The organism is Flammeovirga agarivorans, from assembly GCF_012641475.1.
GTDB lineage: Bacteria > Bacteroidota > Bacteroidia > Cytophagales > Flammeovirgaceae > Flammeovirga > Flammeovirga agarivorans.
The window spans coordinates 212,055-228,921 of sequence record NZ_JABAIL010000005.1; the positions used below are offsets into that span (position 1 = coordinate 212,055).

The window sequence follows — 16,867 nt, forward strand, 5'->3', positions numbered from 1 at the left end:
ACCTTAAACCAAATTGAAAATTGATGAATAAGACAATCAAACTATTTTTATTTTGTTTCCCTTTTTTATTGCTTTCTTGTCAGGAAAAACCAAAAGAGCATTTGTTATTAACTTCAGACAGACCTGCTCAGAAATATGTTAGTAAAGACTCTACACCTGAGTTGGTTAATAAAAAATCATATTATATACCGGCATATTCGAACTTATATTATCAAACGGGTGCTTCTAAAGTTTATTTTACTGTTGTCTTAAGTCTTCGTAATACAAGTAGTCATGAAAATATTTACTTTACTAAGATTGATTATTACAACAGTGATGGAGAGTTAATCAGAGCTTATTTGGAAGAGAATTTATTGATAAAACCATTGGGTTCAGCTGAGTTTATCGTTGAGTTTAAAGAGAGAGAAAGTGGTGCTGGAGCTAATTTTATTGTCGAATATGGTACAGAAAAAGAACTAATTAATAAACCAATTATTGAGGCAATTAATATGGGATATATCGGGCAACAAGGTTTTGCTTTTACATCTAGTGCACAGCTTCTAAACTAAATTATATGTCTGTAGAATTTTTCATTCTCACATTTGCTGTTCTGATTGTGATTGGTATTCTATTATACAATCCAGGGAAGAATTTTGGTATTCCTGCTGCAATAATTTTTATTGGTGTAGCACTTTTTATTGGAAATGATCAGGAGTTTTTGTTTGTATATAACAATCCGAACTTTACAGATATAGTCAGTCAGCTATCGTTAGTGACAATTATTTTTGTTGGTGGTTTACATACCGAATTCAAAAGTATTAAGGGAGTAATGAAAGAAGCTACTCTCCTTTCCAATCTTGGAGTATTAGTAACAACCGTAGCATTGGGTGTATTTGTTTCATATGTAACTCCTCTTTCCATAACAGAGGGCTTATTGTTGGCTGCTATCGTTTCATCTACAGACTCAGCTGCTGTTTTTGCAGTGCTAGAAAGCAAAAATTTAAAGTTGAAATATGGATCTGATAAGGTATTAGAATTTGAGTCTGCTACCAACGATCCAATGGCCATGATTCTTACTTTGATTTTCATCAGTATTTTGGAAAACCCTGGAGAGTTGAATTATGGTGAATATATTTTATTCTTTGTCAAGCAGATTGCGATTGGCCTAAGCGTAGCTTTTATATTATACCACTTTGTTAAGTTCATTTTCAAGAACTTAAAATTTAAAGAAGAAGGGTTAATTCCTATTTTTCTATTGGCTTTATTGGTCATGATCATAGAGCTAAACAGTATCTTAGGTGGTAATCCATTAATCAGTGCTTATTTATTGGGTTTATCAATTAATACTCTTCAGTTTCAAAATAAAGACACAACACTTCATTTTTATAATAGCTTAGCTTGGTTGGCACAATCAGTCATGTTTTTAATTTTGGGATTAGAATTATTTCCAGATAAATTATTGGCAGCTGTACCTAATGCTATCTTACCAACATTGTTCTTATTCTTTATTGCAAGACCTGCGGGAGTGTTTATCTCCTATCTCTTTATTAAAACACCGGTACAAAAGAAGGTTTTTGTCTCCTGGTGTGGTCTAAAAGGTGCGACTCCAATTGTTTTTGCACTTATGCCTTTATTGCATAATCTAGAGAATGCAGAAATGATCTTTTACATCGTAAGTTTTATGGTATTAGTCTCATTAATAGTGCATCCTCTAACACTTAAGCCACTGGCGAAGAAATTAAATATCACAGAATAAAAATAGGGTGATTGAAAAGTTGAATTCAATCACCCTATTTATTTTATTTTTCAAATAAAGAATTAAACACCTTCTGCAACCACTTCAGTTACTTGAGGTACCATTCTTTTAAGAAGTTGTTCAATACTCATTTTTAGAGTAAATGTAGATGAAGGACATCCAGAACAAGCTCCTTGTAATAATACTTTTACTACACCAGTTTCTTCATTGAATGAATGGAATTTAATGGCTCCACCGTCTGTTTCAACTGCTGGCTTAATGTATTCGTCTAAAACTCCTTTGATTTTTTTGATAGCTTCAGAATCTGCCGTTTCAACGATTGTTTCATCTACATCTTCAAAAATTGGCTTCTCCGCTTCGAAGTAGTTTAATAAAAACTCTTTGAATTTAGGAATGATTTCCATCCATTGTGGAGTGCCTTCTTTTTTTGTGATTGTAATGAAGTTGCTCATATAGAAAATACGCTCTACTTCATCAAAACCAAAAAGCTCTTTTGCTAATGGTGATACAGCAGCTTCTTCTATACTTGGGAAGTCGTAACTCTCTCCTCCTTTTAATATCATAAAGCTCAACATGAACTTCATTGAATTAGGGTTTGGATTCGCTTCAGTATAGATCGTAATATTTTGCTGGGGTCTCCCTGTTGTTGAATTTTCCATTTTTTTGATGATTTATTTTCGAATGAAAATTGTTCGCAATCACAATATTTGGCAAAACAAACATATAGAGTTTTGGAATCAAAAGAATTCGCTAAATCAAACAAAAATTATCTTAAAAATTAACACATTACCATATGATCATATAAAAATAAGACCTTTTTAGAGCTTGATTTCATTATTGATAAACAACTTCGTACTTTTGTAGATGAGTCAGGAACAGTGACTCAAAACGAAAACGGAAAATTAAATGATAGAACTACCAGTAATCTCTTCGGAGAAAAAGGATAAGCCTAAACGTAGACCAGATTGGTTACGTGTAAAGTTGCCTATTGGAAAAGAATATGCGAACGTTCGTAAATTGGTAGACAAACATAAGTTGAATACAATTTGCCAAAGTGGTAATTGCCCGAACATGGGTGAGTGCTGGGGTGAAGGTACAGCAACATTTATGATTCTTGGTAATATCTGTACTCGTGGATGTTCTTTCTGTGCGGTAGCTACAGGTCGTCCAACAGAATATGATGCCGAGGAACCAAAACGTGTAGCAGACGCTATCCATAAAATGGAAGTAAAGCATGCGGTAATTACTTCTGTAAACCGCGATGAGCTTAAAGATAGAGGTGCAGAAATTTGGTATCAAACAGTTGTAGAGACGAAGAAACTTTGTCCTGAAACGACGATTGAAACACTTATTCCTGACACAAGAAACAATTGGGATGCCTTATATAGAATGATTGAAGGTGGTCAAGAAGTAATTTCACACAACATGGAAACAGTGAAAGAACTTTATAGAGCCGTTCGTCCACAAGCGAAATATGATCGTTCATTAGAGCATATCAAACGTATCGTAGATGCGGGTCGTCGTTCTAAAACTGGTGTAATGCTTGGTTTAGGTGAAACTGACGAGCAGATCTTCAGAATCATGGATGATCTTGCAGAAGTAGGATTGCATGTATTGACATTAGGTCAATATTTACAACCGACTAAGATGCACCATGAAGTAATTGAATACATACACCCTGACAAATTCGACTTCTTAAGAGAAGAAGGATTAAAGAGAGGTATCAAATATGTGGAATCTGGTCCATTAGTACGTTCTTCATACCATGCGGAACGTCACGTAAATGTGCCGATTAAGTAAGCATAATAATATTTTTCTATAGTGGCTTTATTTTCCTTCGTGTTGATAAAGCCACTATTTTTTATGATTAAAGATGGAAAAAATCACAAGAAGCCAATTATCTCTCAGAAACGGTCAGGATAAAGAAGAAATCTGGGTTGCTTTCGAAGGAAAAGTATACGACATGTCTAACTCTAGATTATGGAAAAATGGAAAGCATTATGAACATTGGGCTGGCCAAGACCTTACTCCCGAAATGAAAGATGCTCCTCATACCGCATTTGTGTTTGATAAATTTGATCCTATTGGAGAGTTAGTCGATTAGTATGTCTAAAGTTCAAGCACATTTATTTCTTGTCGCTGCATCTATGATTTATGGATGCAATTTTGTCATCTCAAAGTTGGCAATGCCTCAGTATATAACACCTTATGCTTTTATTTTCCTCAGAATTATTGGTGCGGCAGTTTTATTTACCCTTCTTCATACATTTACTGTAAAGGAGAAGATCGAAGACAAGAAAGATTATAAAAGGCTTTTTCTTGCTGCTGTATTTGGTGCTTGTGTAAATCAGCTACTATTTTTTGAAGGTCTAGCTCAAACGAGTCCAATCAACGCCTCAGTGATTGTAGTTACTTCTCCAGTGATTGTACTGACACTCTCATTCATTTTTTTGAAAGAAAAAGTCACTCCACTTAAGATCATAGGAATATCTATTGGTTTTATCGGAGCCATTTTGATGATTGGATTAAATGGTATTGCATTTCATTCCGGGTCAGTAAAAGGTGATATCATGGTTTTAGTAAATGCTATATTGTATAGTGTCTATTTGGTCATTTCAAAACCATTGTTGGCAAAATACCACCCTTTTACTGTGATGAAATGGATATTTATTTTAGCTGTTCCAATGGTTACTGCTGCCACATGGCAAGATGTTATAGCAGTAGATTGGAAAGCGATTCCACTACCTATTTGGGGAGCAATAGCTTATGTTGTTATCTGTACTAGTTTTTTAGCTTATCTATTTTATGCCATTGCAATGCGTGTATTAAATGCCAGTACAGCTAGTTTTTATATTTATTTCCAGCCAGTAGTGGCCACAATTGTAGCTATCATTGTTTTTGATGAATCGTTGAAAACCGTTCAAGTAATGGCAGCAGCCTTGATATTTACAGGAGTTTACTTAGTGAGTATCAAAAAGAAACAAAAAAAGTCGACTAACTAATCAATACTAAATGAGTTAAGAAGGATAATTTCTTTCACTTACCATTTAACTAACCAATTCAAATAATGTCAGCAAAACATCTCACAAAACTTCAAGCTCACTTTTTCTTAATTGGTGCAGCTTTAGCTTATGGAGCCAATTATAATATAGCTAAAATCGTAATGCCTGATTATGTTCAGCCTAAGGGCTTTATCTTAATGAGGGTAATTTTTGCCGCCATATTATTTACCATTATCCAAGGAGTTTTTGTCAAAGAAAAAATTGAAAGCAAGAAGGACTATAGAAAGTTGATTTTTGCTGCTTTTTTTGGAGCTTGTTTGAATATGCTCACTTTCTTTGAAGGACTATCATTAACCTCTCCTATTAATGCGTCAGTGATTATGGTGTCTTCTCCAATATTAGTGTTAATTATGTCGGCATTTATATTAAAGGAGAAAGTAACATCAAAAAAAGTAGTTGGTATTGTATTAGGATTGATAGGTGCTTTGATTTTAGTAGGTATGAATGGTTTCGACTTTTCTAGTGGAACTGCAAAAGGTGATATCCTTGTAATCATCAATGCCTGTTCTTACGGTTACTATTTAATATTGATAAAACCTTTAGCCACTAAATATCATCCATTCACTATTTTAAAATGGGTATTTATCTTCGGAGTTCCTATGGTTTTACCTTTTGGTATTATGGATTTAGTAGAAGCACAGTGGCTAACTTTTACTCCAAAAGTAATAGGCGCTATAGCCTTTGTTTTAGTTGGAGCTACATGTATCACCTATTTATTTAATGCAATAAGTCTACAAGTTCTAAATGCAAGTACAACGAGCTTCTATATTTATTTTCAACCATTAATAGCTGGAGCTATTGCCATCTTTCTGTTTGATGAACAGCCTAGATGGGAACAATTATATGCTGCCATCTTAATTTTTATAGGGGTTGCCTTAATCTCAAACTGGAGAGGTAAACCCAATAATTAAATTAGTCCTGTACAATCTGTCCATCTCTAACCTTTACGATTCTATCCGCTTTTTTAGCCAACTGAGGATCATGAGTCACAATAACTAAAGTTGTTTGATGATTTTTATTGAGTTCAAACAATAAGTTTTCAACATGTAAACTAGTTTCTTCATCTAGGTTTCCTGTTGGCTCATCAGCAAATAAAATCTTAGGGGTAGTAATAAATGCTCTAGCCAAAGCTACTCTCTGTTGCTCTCCTCCTGATAATTGATTAGGGTAATGTTTCTCTCTGCCTTCCAAACCAACACTATTTAGCATGTCTAAAGCTTTTTGTTTGGCATTTTTTTGTCCTTGCAGCTCTAGAGGTGTCATCACGTTTTCTAAGGCAGTCAGTGAGGGTAACAATTGAAAATTCTGAAATATAAAGCCTACTTTCTGATTTCTAAGGTCGGCTTTATCATCTTCAGAAAGTGATGTTAGATCAACATCATCAATCAATACTTTACCAGAAGTAGGTTGGTCTAGTCCTGCTGCTAATCCTAATAATGTAGTTTTACCAGATCCAGATGCACCAACTATAGCTATGCTTTCTCCTTTTTTTACTTCAAAAGAAACATCTTTAATAATTTGTAAATCCTTTCCTGAAGAGGGGAAAGTTTTAATTAAGTTTTCAATTTTCAGCATTGGGTTAGTTGTTTAACGTTACATTATCACCATTATCATTGATTAGGATAAGGTTGTCGAAACAAAAACGAGTAGGCATATAAATGTCAGATGTTTCACTATCTTTTTTACTGGTATTGATTCTAAACTCTAAACCGTGTACCAATCCAAAAGTTGACAATTCAATATTTTCCCAAACACTTTGTGATGTAATGGTCGTAGCTGTAGCACTAATAAGTCGAATAGAGACAAACTCTTCTGTAACTGTTCCATCCTCATTTACTGCTCTTATTTCAACATCATAATAATCTCCAGAACCGAATTTCAATAAAAGATCATCTTCAGTGGGTTCTTCTGGATCATAATCACCATTAGCAGAGTTCACTACTAAAGGAGAGTTGGCAATGCTTACTCCTAAAGGGCTATAAGCCGCATCAAACTTTAATGTTATTTTCCCTTGAGTATCCGATCTTGCTAAACCGTATGTATTGATCTTATTTGTCAGTAGATAAGCACCATATTTCTCGTATGACTCAGACTCTTCATCAATAATATTTGAATAGCCAAAATCATAAAAATCGTCTGATTCGGTTGGAGAAGTATTTTGGAAAGTGATATTACCCGTTGTAAAAGTACTCTGGGTTCCACTAGTGCCGTCTCCTACCCAATAAGTATTTTCTTCTAGGGTTAGATCTTCAAAAGTAGCGACTCTTTCTACTACGTATACCGTAATTTCAGCACTTGCATCATAACTTTCATTTGAAGCCGAAAACTTAGCAGTTCTAGCTCCTTCTGTGGCATAGGATACAGGTTCAGTACTCAGTTGATTAGAGATTACCTCACCATTTACTTCCCATTTATAAGTATCTGGGTTGGCTCCTCTTTCTCTAGCTTCAAAAACAAACTCCTGATCTTTCAAGATTAATGCTTGAGCTGTAGTTGGGTTAACCACTGGAGATACAATGGCAACTTCTAACCTTGGTGCCTGTATTGCTTCCGTTGAGCAAGCACTAATAACAAATGGTAGAATAAATAATATGTATTTACAGTATTTCATAGATACTATGATGTCTTTTTAATGTAAGATGGTAAAGGGATTTCTTTTAAAAAAGAGTAATCTCCTTTTTCGAAATTTATTGCACAAAAATAATGTTGCATACCATTAGTGATACCAATGTAAGGTGCTTTGATTGTAGCATTATATCTAGCTACTTGTTCAAAAGTAGTATTACTAAGTTTTACAGAAGGGGCTTTACATTCAATCAGTAAAAAAGGACTTCCTCCTCTATCAAATAGTAAAAGGTCTGATCTTTTGGCTTGTTTATTTACTTTCAAACCATTTTCTATACCTACTAAACCCTTTGATACTCCCATACTAAACAACATTTGCAAGAATTGCTGTCTTACCCACTCTTCTGGTGTGAGCATCAACATTTTTTTTCTGATCGGATCAAAAATATATTTTTTTCCATCTCTTTCTTCTATTCGAACCTTTGCCTTCGGTAAATTTAAATCTTGCATTATGTAAATTTAGAAAGAAAAAGATGATAATTTGAAAAGAAATTAATGTGATCACCGATTGAGTACAAATTCAACATATAGTACAGAAAATTCATTTTCTTCTTATACAGATAGTAGCCCTGAGGAAAAACAATATTATTATTCTTACAGTTACCTATATAACTGGATCAAGATAAAAGAGAATAATGATCTTGTATTTACGTTTGATGAAGATTCTTTGATGAAATTAACAACGATATTTTTCGAAGTAAAACTACCTAATACACATAGGAAATTTGAACGTAAACAAATCAAATCTTTGTCGGTTAAAAAGAAGAAATTGATCCTTCCATTATTGCTTGGAGGAATTGTTGCTCCTCTGTCAGTGATAGCTGCAGCGTCATATTCACTCTCGATGTTAACGGGACTATCACTTTTCTTGGGATCAGCTTTTCTTTTTTACTATGGTTACGTTGGAAATTATCAAATTGAAGTGAAATTTTTTAACGGAACACAGAATCAGTTTTTTGTTGATGGAAATGTTTCTGATTTACAGAAATTTATCGTTGATTGTCATCAGCAAATCTATAAGAGAAATGTATTTTGATAAAGATGCAGAGTAGATTATTTACAATTATTTGATGATAATTTTTATCAAATGTTTGGTAGATAAAATTTTATGCTATACTTTTGCATCGCATTTCGGGGAAACGCTCTCAGAAATTGTCCGATGGTGTAATTGGCAACACGTCTGATTTTGGTTCAGAAGAGTCCAGGTTCGAGACCTGGTCGGACAACATAAAAAAAACTTGAGACATTTTCCCGAAATAATGTCCGATGGTGTAATTGGCAACACGTCTGATTTTGGTTCAGAAGAGTCCAGGTTCGAGACCTGGTCGGACAACAAAAGCTTTACAGTTTTGCTCTGTAAAGCTTTTTTTTTGCTCGCTATTTTTATATTTGTAGAATAGAACGAATCAAAATTATCAACTAACATGTCAAGAAGAATAATAAAGGCATTACTTGCACTATCATTGTCTTTCGTTATGATGGGTGTTAATGCTCAAGAGACTGCAGGTTCAGGGACTCAAACGAGTTCAACAAAAAGTACAACACAACAAAGTACTCAAACAAGTACAACAACTGCTAAACCTAAGGTTCAAAAGCCAAAAGGACCTAAAGACGATACTCTAAAGTCAAAATATGAGTATATGTCCAAAAGAGGTGGTCGTTGGAAAGAATATAGAATGATCAAAGGTACTTGGTTAACTGAATATTGGAATGAAGTAGATGATACATTGTCTACTGCATATACAGATGCCATTGAAGCCCGTAAAGAAACTGCTCAAGCTCAGCAAGAGGTAAAAGAAATGGAATCTCGTTTAGCTGAAAAAGATAGATTGATCGAATTAGGTGATTATATCACACTGATAGGTCTTGACCTTGAGAAGTATTCTGTGCTTTATACCACTTTTGCAATCGTTGGTTTATTGATCTTAATCTTAATCGTAGGTTTAATTAAGTTCAACTCTAATAACCAAACAGTCATCTCGGTAAAGAAGGATCATGAATCTTTAGAAAAAGAATATGATGAATTTAGAACGAGAGCACAGGAAAGAGAAATGCAAGTTCGTAGAGAGCTTGTTACTGAAAGAAACAAAGCAGAGGAAATGCAAAAAGAGTTATCATCTTTAAGAAAAAGAGATAATAAACTTTCGTAGTTCCCTAAAAATATGATATTAGAAAGCTCACTTCTTCCCCAAAGTGAGCTTTTTTTTATTTATCATGGTTTGAAAGCAAAACTTTTTACAAATTTACATCTGTAAAATTTTTCAGTATCATTATATGCAACGTTACGTATTCTTTCTTTTTACAATATTCTTAACGATTTCAGGCTGTCAGGAAGAAGATGATAGTTTAGACGGATTAGTGGACGCAAGTTCACATGAAGGAGAATTTTACGAAAAACAAGTTAAGTTTCTGAATAAAGCCATCAGAAGTGATAAGAGAAATCCTCGACTTTATTACCTAAAAGGAAATGTGGAAATTAGTTTACATGCCTATGCTAGTGCATTGGAAAACGCAGAGCATGCGATAAAATTAGATTCAATAGAAGGACGGTACTATTTTCTAGAGGGACAAGCACACTATTACCTTAATAATTTCAGAAGAGCTTTATCGAGTGGTACGAAAGCTATAAAGCTGAAGTACAAGAATCCATCACTTAATATTTTAATGGCAGATGCTTATAATAATCTAGGTAAAGCAGATAGTGCATTACTTTTTATTGAAGAATCTGAAAAAGCAACTCCGAATAGTATTCCGTTACAAAAGGCAAAGGCAAAATCTTTCGAGTTGAAAGGAGATAAGATGAGTGCAATGGCTTTGTACAAAAAAATACTATCTGTAAAGCCAACAGATACTGTCGCTTATGCTCAATTGATTCATTATGAGGTAGAGCAAAAAAATGAGGAAGGAGCAAAATTATTGATTACTCAAGCAAATGAGAATGAAGTATCATCTTTGGATATTCAGCTTTACCAAGGACAATTGATCATGGGAGAAAGTTATTTTGACAGTGCCGAAGTAATTTTTGAGAATATATTGACTGTAAATCCATCTAAGTGGGAAGCATCAAGACAGTTAGGAAAACTGAAAAGAAAAAAGAACCTTCCTTTAGAAGCTAAAAAAGTACTTTTAGAAGGATTAAAACACACCCCTAATGCAAAGCAGCTTTGGTACGAATTAGGATTAACCGAGCAATATATGCTAAGGGATTATGGAGAAGCTAGAAAAGACTATGAAAAGGCATTAGAAATAGATCCTGCTTACCTAGATGCTAGAAGAGCGCTAAATAATTTAAGAGCCTACTTAAGAAAACTATATGCACCTCCTGTTACTACAACAGAAGAGCAAACTGAAGATACTGGAGAAAATACCTCTTCAGAAGAATAAACATATTAGAACTGCAACGATTCTAACTAAAAACAACTATGATTTCTAAAACTTATGGAAGCTCCGTTTATGGAGTGGATGCTACGCTGATTGAAGTAGAAGTAAACGTACTCAATGGAAAAGGACTTTATGTAGTAGGACTGCCTGACAGTGCTATTAAAGAAAGTGAACACAGAGTAGAATCTGCCGTAAAACATTTTGGTTACGTTATTCCTCGACAAAAAGTAGTGGTCAACTTAGCTCCAGCAGCAGCAAAAAAAGAAGGAGCTGCTTTTGATTTACCTATCGCTTTATCTATTCTACAGGCCTCCGAACAAATTGGTGCTAAAGAACTCGATCAGTACATTATTCTTGGAGAACTAGCTTTAGATGGGACATTAAGGCCTATAAAAGGAGCTTTACCTATCGCGATAGAAGCAAGAAAGAATAACTTCAAAGGGTTTATTTTACCCAAAGAAAACGCTCAGGAAGCCGCTATTGTAAATAATCTAGATGTAATTGGGGTTTCAACATTATTAGAAGCCATAGAATTTATTCAAGGAGATAGAGAGATTACTCCGTTGGAAATAGATACTAGAGAATTATTCAACGATATGTTGGATGATTACGAACTTGATTTCTCTCAAGTACAAGGTCAAGAAAATATGAAAAGGGCTTTGGAAATTGCGGCAGCTGGAGGTCATAATGTGATTATGATAGGCCCTCCAGGTGCAGGAAAAACGATGTTAGCCAAACGCCTTGCCACTATTCTACCTTCTTTGTCTCTACCTGAAGCGTTAGAGACTACAAAAATACACTCAGTAGCAGGAAAACTAGGAGCGGGTAAAGGACATTTGATTTCGACTCGTCCATTCCGTTCTCCTCACCATACAATAAGTGATGTAGCTTTAGTTGGAGGAGGAGGTATACCACAACCTGGGGAGATTTCTTTGTCTCATAATGGTGTTTTATTTCTTGATGAACTACCGGAGTTTAAGAGAACAGTGCTAGAAGTAATGAGACAACCGTTGGAAGAACGTAGAGTAACGATTTCTAGAGCAAAAATGTCTGTGGATTTTCCCGCTAACTTTATGTTGATAGCAAGTATGAATCCATGCCCTTGTGGTTATCACAATCATCCAGAAAAAGAATGTATATGTCCTCCTGGAGCAGTACAGAAATATCTAAACAAGATCAGTGGTCCATTATTGGATCGAATTGATCTTCATGTAGAAGTAACACCTGTTTCGTTTGATCAAATGACTTCAGTTAAACCTGCTGAATCAAGTACTGATATTAGAGACAGGGTGATAGCCGCTAGAGAAAAACAACAGGAGAGATTTAAGAGTGAAGGTCTTAAGTTGCATAATAATGCAATGATGCCTTCGCAAGTAGTAAAAAAAATATGCACTTTAGATCCATTAGGAAAAAACTTATTAAAGTCGGCAATGGATCGATTAGGCTTATCAGCAAGAGCATATGACCGAATTTTGAAGGTTTCTCGCACAATTGCTGACTTAGCAGGCAGTGAAAATGTCAAAGCTGAACATATTGCAGAAGCTATTCAATACAGAAGTTTAGATAGAGACTCTTGGGCAGAAGGTTAAAAATTATCGCTAAATGAAAAATCACACTATATTTGCTTTTGTATTCCCATTGATGCGGGAGTGTTTCTATTAAAAAAGAAAAAATAGCTGTGAAAATCATTATTGCAGGTGCCGGTGACGTAGGGTTCCACTTAGGGAAACTATTGGCACATGAAGATCACGACATTACGTTACTTGATACAGATGAGGATAGTCTGAATCATGCAGCAAATCATATTGATGTAGCTACGATAAAAGGTTCTTCGACTTCTTTCAATATTTTGGAAGAAGCCAATGTTTCGAAATCAGACATGTTGATCGCTGTAACGTCTTCTGAAGAGACGAACTTGATCACTTGTATGATTGCTAAAAGATTGGGAGCAAAGAGAACAATTGCCAGAATCATCAATAGTGAATACTTACATTCTAGAGATGTTCTTGACATGAGAAGAATGGGAGTGGATGAAATGATTTCACCTCAAGTGTTGGCAACAAAAGAGATCAAGCGCTTGTTGAAAGAAGCAGCTATTACTGATACTTTTGAATTTGAGAAAGGACTCTTGTCTTTAATTGGTATTACCATAGATCAAGAAAAGCCATTAGTAGGAAAAACGTTAGAAGAAACTACGTACTTGAACCCAGATTTCAAGTTCCTTACTGTTGCAATTCTTAGAAATGACGAGACCATTATCCCAAGAGGTGATACGCGCTTCGAATTGAATGACCATGTGTATTACATCGCAAAGCCAGAAGGTGTAGAGAGTGTATTACAGCTGACGAGAAAGAAACTGAGTAAGAAAATTAAACGCCTAATTATTTTGGGTGGTGGCAAAGTTGGTTTCTATGCAGCGAGGGCTTTAAGCTATAAATACAATGTTGTACTTATCGAAAAAGATAGAGATATCGCCATTGAACTAGCTGAAGAACTTCCAAATACATTAGTAATTCACGGAGATGGTAGAAATGTTGATCTATTAGAGGAAGAGGGCATTGACAACGCAGATGCATTTATTGCAGTAACGGGTGACTCTGAAACTAATATTATCACATCACTAGTAGCGAAGAAACATGGTGTGCAAAAAACGATTGCCCTTGTAGAGAATATGGATTACATCCACTTATCTCAAAATATGGGGGTAGATACGTTAATCAATAAAAAACTAATCGCAGCAAGCTTTATATTCAGATATATCCGAAGAGGTGAGATCATTTCATTAACCAACGTTCATGGTGTGGACGCAGAAGTTCTTGAATTTGTAGTGAACGAAAACTCTCCGGTAACAAAGAAGGAATTAAAAGCATTAGGGTTCCCTAAATCCGCTATTATTGGAGGAGCTATCCGAAAAGGTAAGGCTTATATTCCAAAAGGAGATTTCCAATTCGAACCTTACGATAGAGCAGTGGTACTGACAAGACCAGAGTGTATCGCAAAAGTTGAAGCATTCTTCCGTTAATCTGAATATTATCTTAGGTAAGAGATCAAATGCAACGTAAAAGTCAATTTAATGTAGGACTGATATGTAGAGTCCTTGGTGTACTGATTTTACTCAATGGTATTTTCATGTTTACCTGTCTTCCTTTTGCCTTCTATTTTGGTGATGGAGATTGGAAAGCATTAGTACAATCTGGTGTTATTACAGTAATTGCAGGAGGGTTTGGTATGTTATACGCCCAAAAAATGGGCTATGAACAAGTTTTTAAAAAGAAAGACGGTTATATTATTGTTTCATTAGGTTGGGCATTAATGGCTTTCTTTGGAAGCTTACCTTATATCTTCAGTGAAATACAGGCATCGTTTGCTGATGCTTATTTTGAGACGATTTCTGGGTATTCTACAACCGGAGCATCTATTCTAACAGATATTGAAGGAGTAGGAAAAGGTATTTTATTCTGGAGAAGCTTAACACAATGGATAGGTGGAATGGGTATCATTGTATTAGCAGTGGCTGTACTTCCATTCTTAGGAATTGGTGGGATGCAGCTATTCGTTGCAGAAGCTCCAGGTATCTCTCCTGATAAATTACAACCTAGAATTAAGGAAACAGCCAAAAGATTGTGGTGGGTATATGCTGGTTTAACAGGTGTAGAGACTATTCTGTTAATGACAGGAGGTATGAGTTTCTATGACGCTTTAAATCATGCTTTAACAACCATGGCAACAGGAGGCTTCTCTACATATAATGACAGTGCTGCTTCGATGTCTCCCTACATACAGTACATTCTAATATTCTTTATGGTATTGGCAGGGACTAACTTTACGCTGAATTATTTCTTCTTTAAAAGAATGTTCAAAGCAATCTGGAAAAACGAAGAATACAAATACTATTTAGGAATCATTAGTTTAGCAACGATAGGGATTTCTAGTGTGGTTATTTACACAACTGATTTGGGTATAGAAAAGGCATTTAGAGATGCACTATTCCAAGTAGTATCAATAATTACAACCACTGGGTATGTTTCTGCAGATTACACTGCATGGGCTCCATTTGCCACCATGATCGTCTTCGTATTGATGTTTTGTGGGGGTATGGCAGGATCTACAGCAGGAGGTGTGAAGATTGTTCGACATATTATTCTGTTCAAAAACTCATTTCTTGAACTAAAGAGACAATTACACCCTACAGCGATTATACCTGTAAGGTTTAATGATAAAGCTGTAAAAGGAGGTATCACATTTAATGTACTTGCTTTTATCATGGCTTACTTTTTGGTTTTTGGAATTGGGATATTAGTCATGTCAGCTTTAGGGTTGGATTTATTGACTGCAATTGGTGCTGTAGCCACATCTTTAGGTAATATTGGTCCTGGTGTAGGAACAGTAGGTCCAGTAGATAATTTTGCTCATTTGCCTGATATGGCAAAATGGGTATTATCTTTCTTAATGTTGTTGGGAAGGCTAGAACTTTTTACAGTAATGATTATCTTCACTCCATATTTTTGGAGCAGATTCTAAACATATAAGATTTTTTAATTCCGAAGGGAAAGGAACGATGGGAAATACTAAAAAAACAAGTCTGTCTACTATTTATGGAGTAGCGATATTAGTTATCATTCTTGATCAAGCAAGTAAGTTGGCTGTTCATAATTTTATGGACATGGGTACTTTAGGTGAAATTAAAGTGCTAGGTGACTGGTTTAGGTTGCATTACTTGCTTAATCCAGGTATGGCATTCGGTATGCAATTTGGAAATGAATATGGAAAGTTGATTCTTACATTGTTCCGTATTATTGCATCAGGTGTCATTATCTATGGTATTTCTGTATTGTACAATAAAGGAGCACATACAGGTTTCTTAATTTGTGGAGCTATGATTCTTGGAGGGGCTATTGGTAATTCCGTAGATTCTGTGTTTTATGGTGTCTTCATTGAAGGTAATGCAATACCAGGTTCCTCAACACCTTGGTTTCATGGACAAGTAATTGATATGCTTTATTTTCCGATGATTGAAGGGAATTTCCCTACATGGCTACCATTTGTTGGAGGAGACCACTTCCTCTTTTTTAGCCCTGTATTTAATATTGCAGATTCGGCTATATTTTTAGGGGTATTATTTATTCTAATCTTTCAGAATAAATTTTCGGAGTACGATTTAAATGGTGACGAATCTCCCTCTTTTAATAGTTAAAAAGTAATACAAATCATAAAGAAAAATTGACCAAAATCATGGTCTCAAAACACAAACCTTAATTGCAATAGCTGTTAAGGTTTGTTTGTTTTTATTTAAATCGGATAACAATTTTAATGGTGACTTTTTTACCTTTCTATACTACTTTTGATATGTAATCAATAACAGATAAGCGCTTCATGTTATTGATAAACAGATATTTATAATACCTAATTTTTAGACAGACAACTTATCAGAATTACAATTAATATGAAAACATCATTATTATCCTTTTTATTAATTTTCTCATTATCTACTTTTAGTTCACTTTTAGCACAGACAAAAAACTTCTCGAAAGAGAATAGTTCTGTGAAGATAGAAGGAACATCTTCATTACACGATTGGCATTGTGACGTAACAGAAGTTACAGGATCTATTAATGCCAATATCGATGGTAATACAATATCTTCTATTGATGCTTTAGATTTAACTTTTGTAGTTAAAAGTATCAAATCAGGAAAAGGTGCAATGGATAAAAATATTTATTCAGCATTAAAGGAGAAAAGCAATCCACAAATCACTTTTAAAATGTCTTCTGCTACAATCAGTGGCAATGTAGTAACTGCTCAAGGTAAATTAACTATTGCAGGGTCTACTCAAGATGTTACTTTAACAGCAAATGCTGCTATTGATGGAGATCAAGTGAAATTTGAAGGTAAAACTTCATTCAAAATGTCACAATACTCTGTAGAGCCTCCAACAGCTATGTTCGGAACAATCACTACAGGAGATGAAGTTTCAATCATCTACGACGTTACATTCAACTAAGAAAATCAGTAATTATCCTATAAAATACTAGAGTGTTGTGTCCATGTATGATGTGATGCATGG

General features: G+C 34.8%; 18 protein-coding genes and 2 tRNA genes. 16 read left to right on the forward strand and 4 right to left on the reverse strand.

Annotated features, from left to right (window positions below; translation table 11 throughout):
• The first annotated feature begins 23 nt into the window (after positions 1 to 23).
• Positions 24 to 548, forward strand: a complete 525-nt coding sequence (locus HGP29_RS16975; protein ID WP_168883624.1) for a DUF3124 domain-containing protein — start codon at positions 24 to 26, stop codon at positions 546 to 548.
• 5 nt (positions 549 to 553) lie between these two features.
• A complete protein-coding gene (locus tag HGP29_RS16980) occupies positions 554 to 1,735 on the forward strand; it encodes a potassium/proton antiporter (protein WP_168883625.1) in 1,182 nt (393 codons plus the stop codon).
• 62 nt (positions 1,736 to 1,797) lie between these two features.
• Here the strand turns inward: HGP29_RS16980 and HGP29_RS16985 are convergent, their stop codons facing one another.
• Complete coding sequence (locus tag HGP29_RS16985; protein ID WP_168883626.1) at positions 1,798 to 2,394, reverse strand: NifU family protein; 597 nt, start codon at positions 2,392 to 2,394, stop codon at positions 1,798 to 1,800.
• Between the two features lie 247 nt (positions 2,395 to 2,641).
• Here HGP29_RS16985 and lipA point away from each other — a divergent pair, with 247 nt between their 5' ends.
• The 4 genes from lipA (at position 2,642) to HGP29_RS17005 (ending at position 5,708) form a co-directional block, all read left to right on the forward strand.
• Positions 2,642 to 3,535: a lipoyl synthase gene (gene lipA / locus HGP29_RS16990; protein ID WP_168883627.1), complete on the forward strand. Its 894-nt coding sequence runs from the start codon at positions 2,642 to 2,644 to the stop codon at positions 3,533 to 3,535.
• Between the two features lie 73 nt (positions 3,536 to 3,608).
• A complete protein-coding gene (locus tag HGP29_RS16995; protein ID WP_168883628.1) occupies positions 3,609 to 3,839 on the forward strand; it encodes a cytochrome b5 domain-containing protein in 231 nt (76 codons plus the stop codon).
• Between the two features lies 1 nt (position 3,840).
• A complete protein-coding gene (locus tag HGP29_RS17000) occupies positions 3,841 to 4,737 on the forward strand; it encodes a DMT family transporter (RefSeq protein ID WP_168883629.1) in 897 nt (298 codons plus the stop codon).
• Positions 4,738 to 4,802: 65 nt separating this feature from the next.
• Positions 4,803 to 5,708 (forward strand): DMT family transporter, encoded by a 906-nt coding sequence (locus HGP29_RS17005; RefSeq protein WP_168883630.1) that lies wholly within the window; start codon positions 4,803 to 4,805, stop codon positions 5,706 to 5,708.
• A 1-nt stretch (position 5,709) separates the two neighbouring features.
• Here HGP29_RS17005 and HGP29_RS17010 read toward each other — a convergent pair whose 3' ends face one another.
• The 3 genes from HGP29_RS17010 to HGP29_RS17020 are packed head-to-tail and all read right to left on the reverse strand — an operon-like array spanning position 5,710 to position 7,872.
• Complete coding sequence (locus HGP29_RS17010) at positions 5,710 to 6,372, reverse strand: ABC transporter ATP-binding protein (RefSeq protein ID WP_168883631.1); 663 nt, start codon at positions 6,370 to 6,372, stop codon at positions 5,710 to 5,712.
• A 4-nt stretch (positions 6,373 to 6,376) separates the two neighbouring features.
• Positions 6,377 to 7,408, reverse strand: coding sequence for a DUF4465 domain-containing protein (locus HGP29_RS17015; RefSeq protein WP_168883632.1), 1,032 nt, complete (start codon positions 7,406 to 7,408; stop codon positions 6,377 to 6,379).
• Positions 7,409 to 7,413: 5 nt separating this feature from the next.
• Positions 7,414 to 7,872 carry a type I restriction enzyme HsdR N-terminal domain-containing protein gene (locus HGP29_RS17020; protein ID WP_168883633.1) on the reverse strand — a complete coding sequence of 153 codons (459 nt, stop codon included), beginning with the start codon at positions 7,870 to 7,872 and terminating at the stop codon, positions 7,414 to 7,416.
• A 58-nt stretch (positions 7,873 to 7,930) separates the two neighbouring features.
• Between HGP29_RS17020 and HGP29_RS17025 the strand changes: the two genes are divergently transcribed.
• The 10 genes from HGP29_RS17025 (at position 7,931) to HGP29_RS17070 (ending at position 16,804) form a co-directional block, all read left to right on the forward strand.
• Positions 7,931 to 8,458 carry a hypothetical protein gene (locus tag HGP29_RS17025; RefSeq protein ID WP_168883634.1) on the forward strand — a complete coding sequence of 176 codons (528 nt, stop codon included), beginning with the start codon at positions 7,931 to 7,933 and terminating at the stop codon, positions 8,456 to 8,458.
• A 117-nt stretch (positions 8,459 to 8,575) separates the two neighbouring features.
• A tRNA-Gln gene (locus HGP29_RS17030) sits at positions 8,576 to 8,648 on the forward strand.
• 34 nt (positions 8,649 to 8,682) lie between these two features.
• A tRNA-Gln gene (locus HGP29_RS17035) sits at positions 8,683 to 8,755 on the forward strand.
• Positions 8,756 to 8,846: 91 nt separating this feature from the next.
• The gene (locus HGP29_RS17040) at positions 8,847 to 9,572 is read left to right on the forward strand and encodes a hypothetical protein (RefSeq protein ID WP_168883635.1); all 726 of its coding nucleotides are present in this window, start codon (positions 8,847 to 8,849) and stop codon (positions 9,570 to 9,572) included.
• A gap of 124 nt (positions 9,573 to 9,696) precedes the next feature.
• Entirely contained in the window at positions 9,697 to 10,806 is a 1,110-nt protein-coding gene (locus HGP29_RS17045; protein ID WP_168883636.1) for a tetratricopeptide repeat protein, read from the forward strand.
• A gap of 38 nt (positions 10,807 to 10,844) precedes the next feature.
• Positions 10,845 to 12,392, forward strand: coding sequence for a YifB family Mg chelatase-like AAA ATPase (locus HGP29_RS17050; RefSeq protein WP_168883637.1), 1,548 nt, complete (start codon positions 10,845 to 10,847; stop codon positions 12,390 to 12,392).
• 89 nt (positions 12,393 to 12,481) lie between these two features.
• Positions 12,482 to 13,825 carry a Trk system potassium transporter TrkA gene (gene trkA / locus HGP29_RS17055; RefSeq protein WP_168883638.1) on the forward strand — a complete coding sequence of 448 codons (1,344 nt, stop codon included), beginning with the start codon at positions 12,482 to 12,484 and terminating at the stop codon, positions 13,823 to 13,825.
• A gap of 29 nt (positions 13,826 to 13,854) precedes the next feature.
• Complete coding sequence (locus tag HGP29_RS17060) at positions 13,855 to 15,324, forward strand: TrkH family potassium uptake protein (protein WP_168883639.1); 1,470 nt, start codon at positions 13,855 to 13,857, stop codon at positions 15,322 to 15,324.
• Between the two features lie 37 nt (positions 15,325 to 15,361).
• Positions 15,362 to 15,997 carry a lipoprotein signal peptidase gene (locus HGP29_RS17065; protein WP_168883640.1) on the forward strand — a complete coding sequence of 212 codons (636 nt, stop codon included), beginning with the start codon at positions 15,362 to 15,364 and terminating at the stop codon, positions 15,995 to 15,997.
• A gap of 249 nt (positions 15,998 to 16,246) precedes the next feature.
• Positions 16,247 to 16,804, forward strand: a complete 558-nt coding sequence (locus HGP29_RS17070) for a YceI family protein (RefSeq protein ID WP_168883641.1) — start codon at positions 16,247 to 16,249, stop codon at positions 16,802 to 16,804.
• Positions 16,805 to 16,867: the final 63 nt, after the last annotated feature.

What these genes read in the sequence shown, in the direction of transcription:
- HGP29_RS17010 (WP_168883631.1), bottom strand. Translation starts at nt 6,372, where the DNA reads ATGCTGAAAATTGAAAACTTAATTAAAACTTTCCCCTCTTCAGGAAAG.
- HGP29_RS17070 (WP_168883641.1), top strand. Translation starts at nt 16,247, where the DNA reads ATGAAAACATCATTATTATCCTTTTTATTAATTTTCTCATTATCTACT.
- HGP29_RS17050 (WP_168883637.1), top strand. Translation starts at nt 10,845, where the DNA reads ATGATTTCTAAAACTTATGGAAGCTCCGTTTATGGAGTGGATGCTACG.
- HGP29_RS17000 (WP_168883629.1), top strand. Translation starts at nt 3,841, where the DNA reads ATGTCTAAAGTTCAAGCACATTTATTTCTTGTCGCTGCATCTATGATT.
- HGP29_RS17005 (WP_168883630.1), top strand. Translation starts at nt 4,803, where the DNA reads ATGTCAGCAAAACATCTCACAAAACTTCAAGCTCACTTTTTCTTAATT.
- HGP29_RS16980 (WP_168883625.1), top strand. Translation starts at nt 554, where the DNA reads ATGTCTGTAGAATTTTTCATTCTCACATTTGCTGTTCTGATTGTGATT.
- HGP29_RS17040 (WP_168883635.1), top strand. Translation starts at nt 8,847, where the DNA reads ATGTCAAGAAGAATAATAAAGGCATTACTTGCACTATCATTGTCTTTC.
- HGP29_RS17045 (WP_168883636.1), top strand. Translation starts at nt 9,697, where the DNA reads ATGCAACGTTACGTATTCTTTCTTTTTACAATATTCTTAACGATTTCA.
- HGP29_RS17060 (WP_168883639.1), top strand. Translation starts at nt 13,855, where the DNA reads ATGCAACGTAAAAGTCAATTTAATGTAGGACTGATATGTAGAGTCCTT.
- HGP29_RS17065 (WP_168883640.1), top strand. Translation starts at nt 15,362, where the DNA reads ATGGGAAATACTAAAAAAACAAGTCTGTCTACTATTTATGGAGTAGCG.
- HGP29_RS17015 (WP_168883632.1), bottom strand. Translation starts at nt 7,408, where the DNA reads ATGAAATACTGTAAATACATATTATTTATTCTACCATTTGTTATTAGT.
- HGP29_RS17020 (WP_168883633.1), bottom strand. Translation starts at nt 7,872, where the DNA reads ATGCAAGATTTAAATTTACCGAAGGCAAAGGTTCGAATAGAAGAAAGA.
- HGP29_RS16995 (WP_168883628.1), top strand. Translation starts at nt 3,609, where the DNA reads ATGGAAAAAATCACAAGAAGCCAATTATCTCTCAGAAACGGTCAGGAT.
- HGP29_RS16985 (WP_168883626.1), bottom strand. Translation starts at nt 2,394, where the DNA reads ATGGAAAATTCAACAACAGGGAGACCCCAGCAAAATATTACGATCTAT.
- lipA (WP_168883627.1), top strand. Translation starts at nt 2,642, where the DNA reads ATGATAGAACTACCAGTAATCTCTTCGGAGAAAAAGGATAAGCCTAAA.
- HGP29_RS16975 (WP_168883624.1), top strand. Translation starts at nt 24, where the DNA reads ATGAATAAGACAATCAAACTATTTTTATTTTGTTTCCCTTTTTTATTG.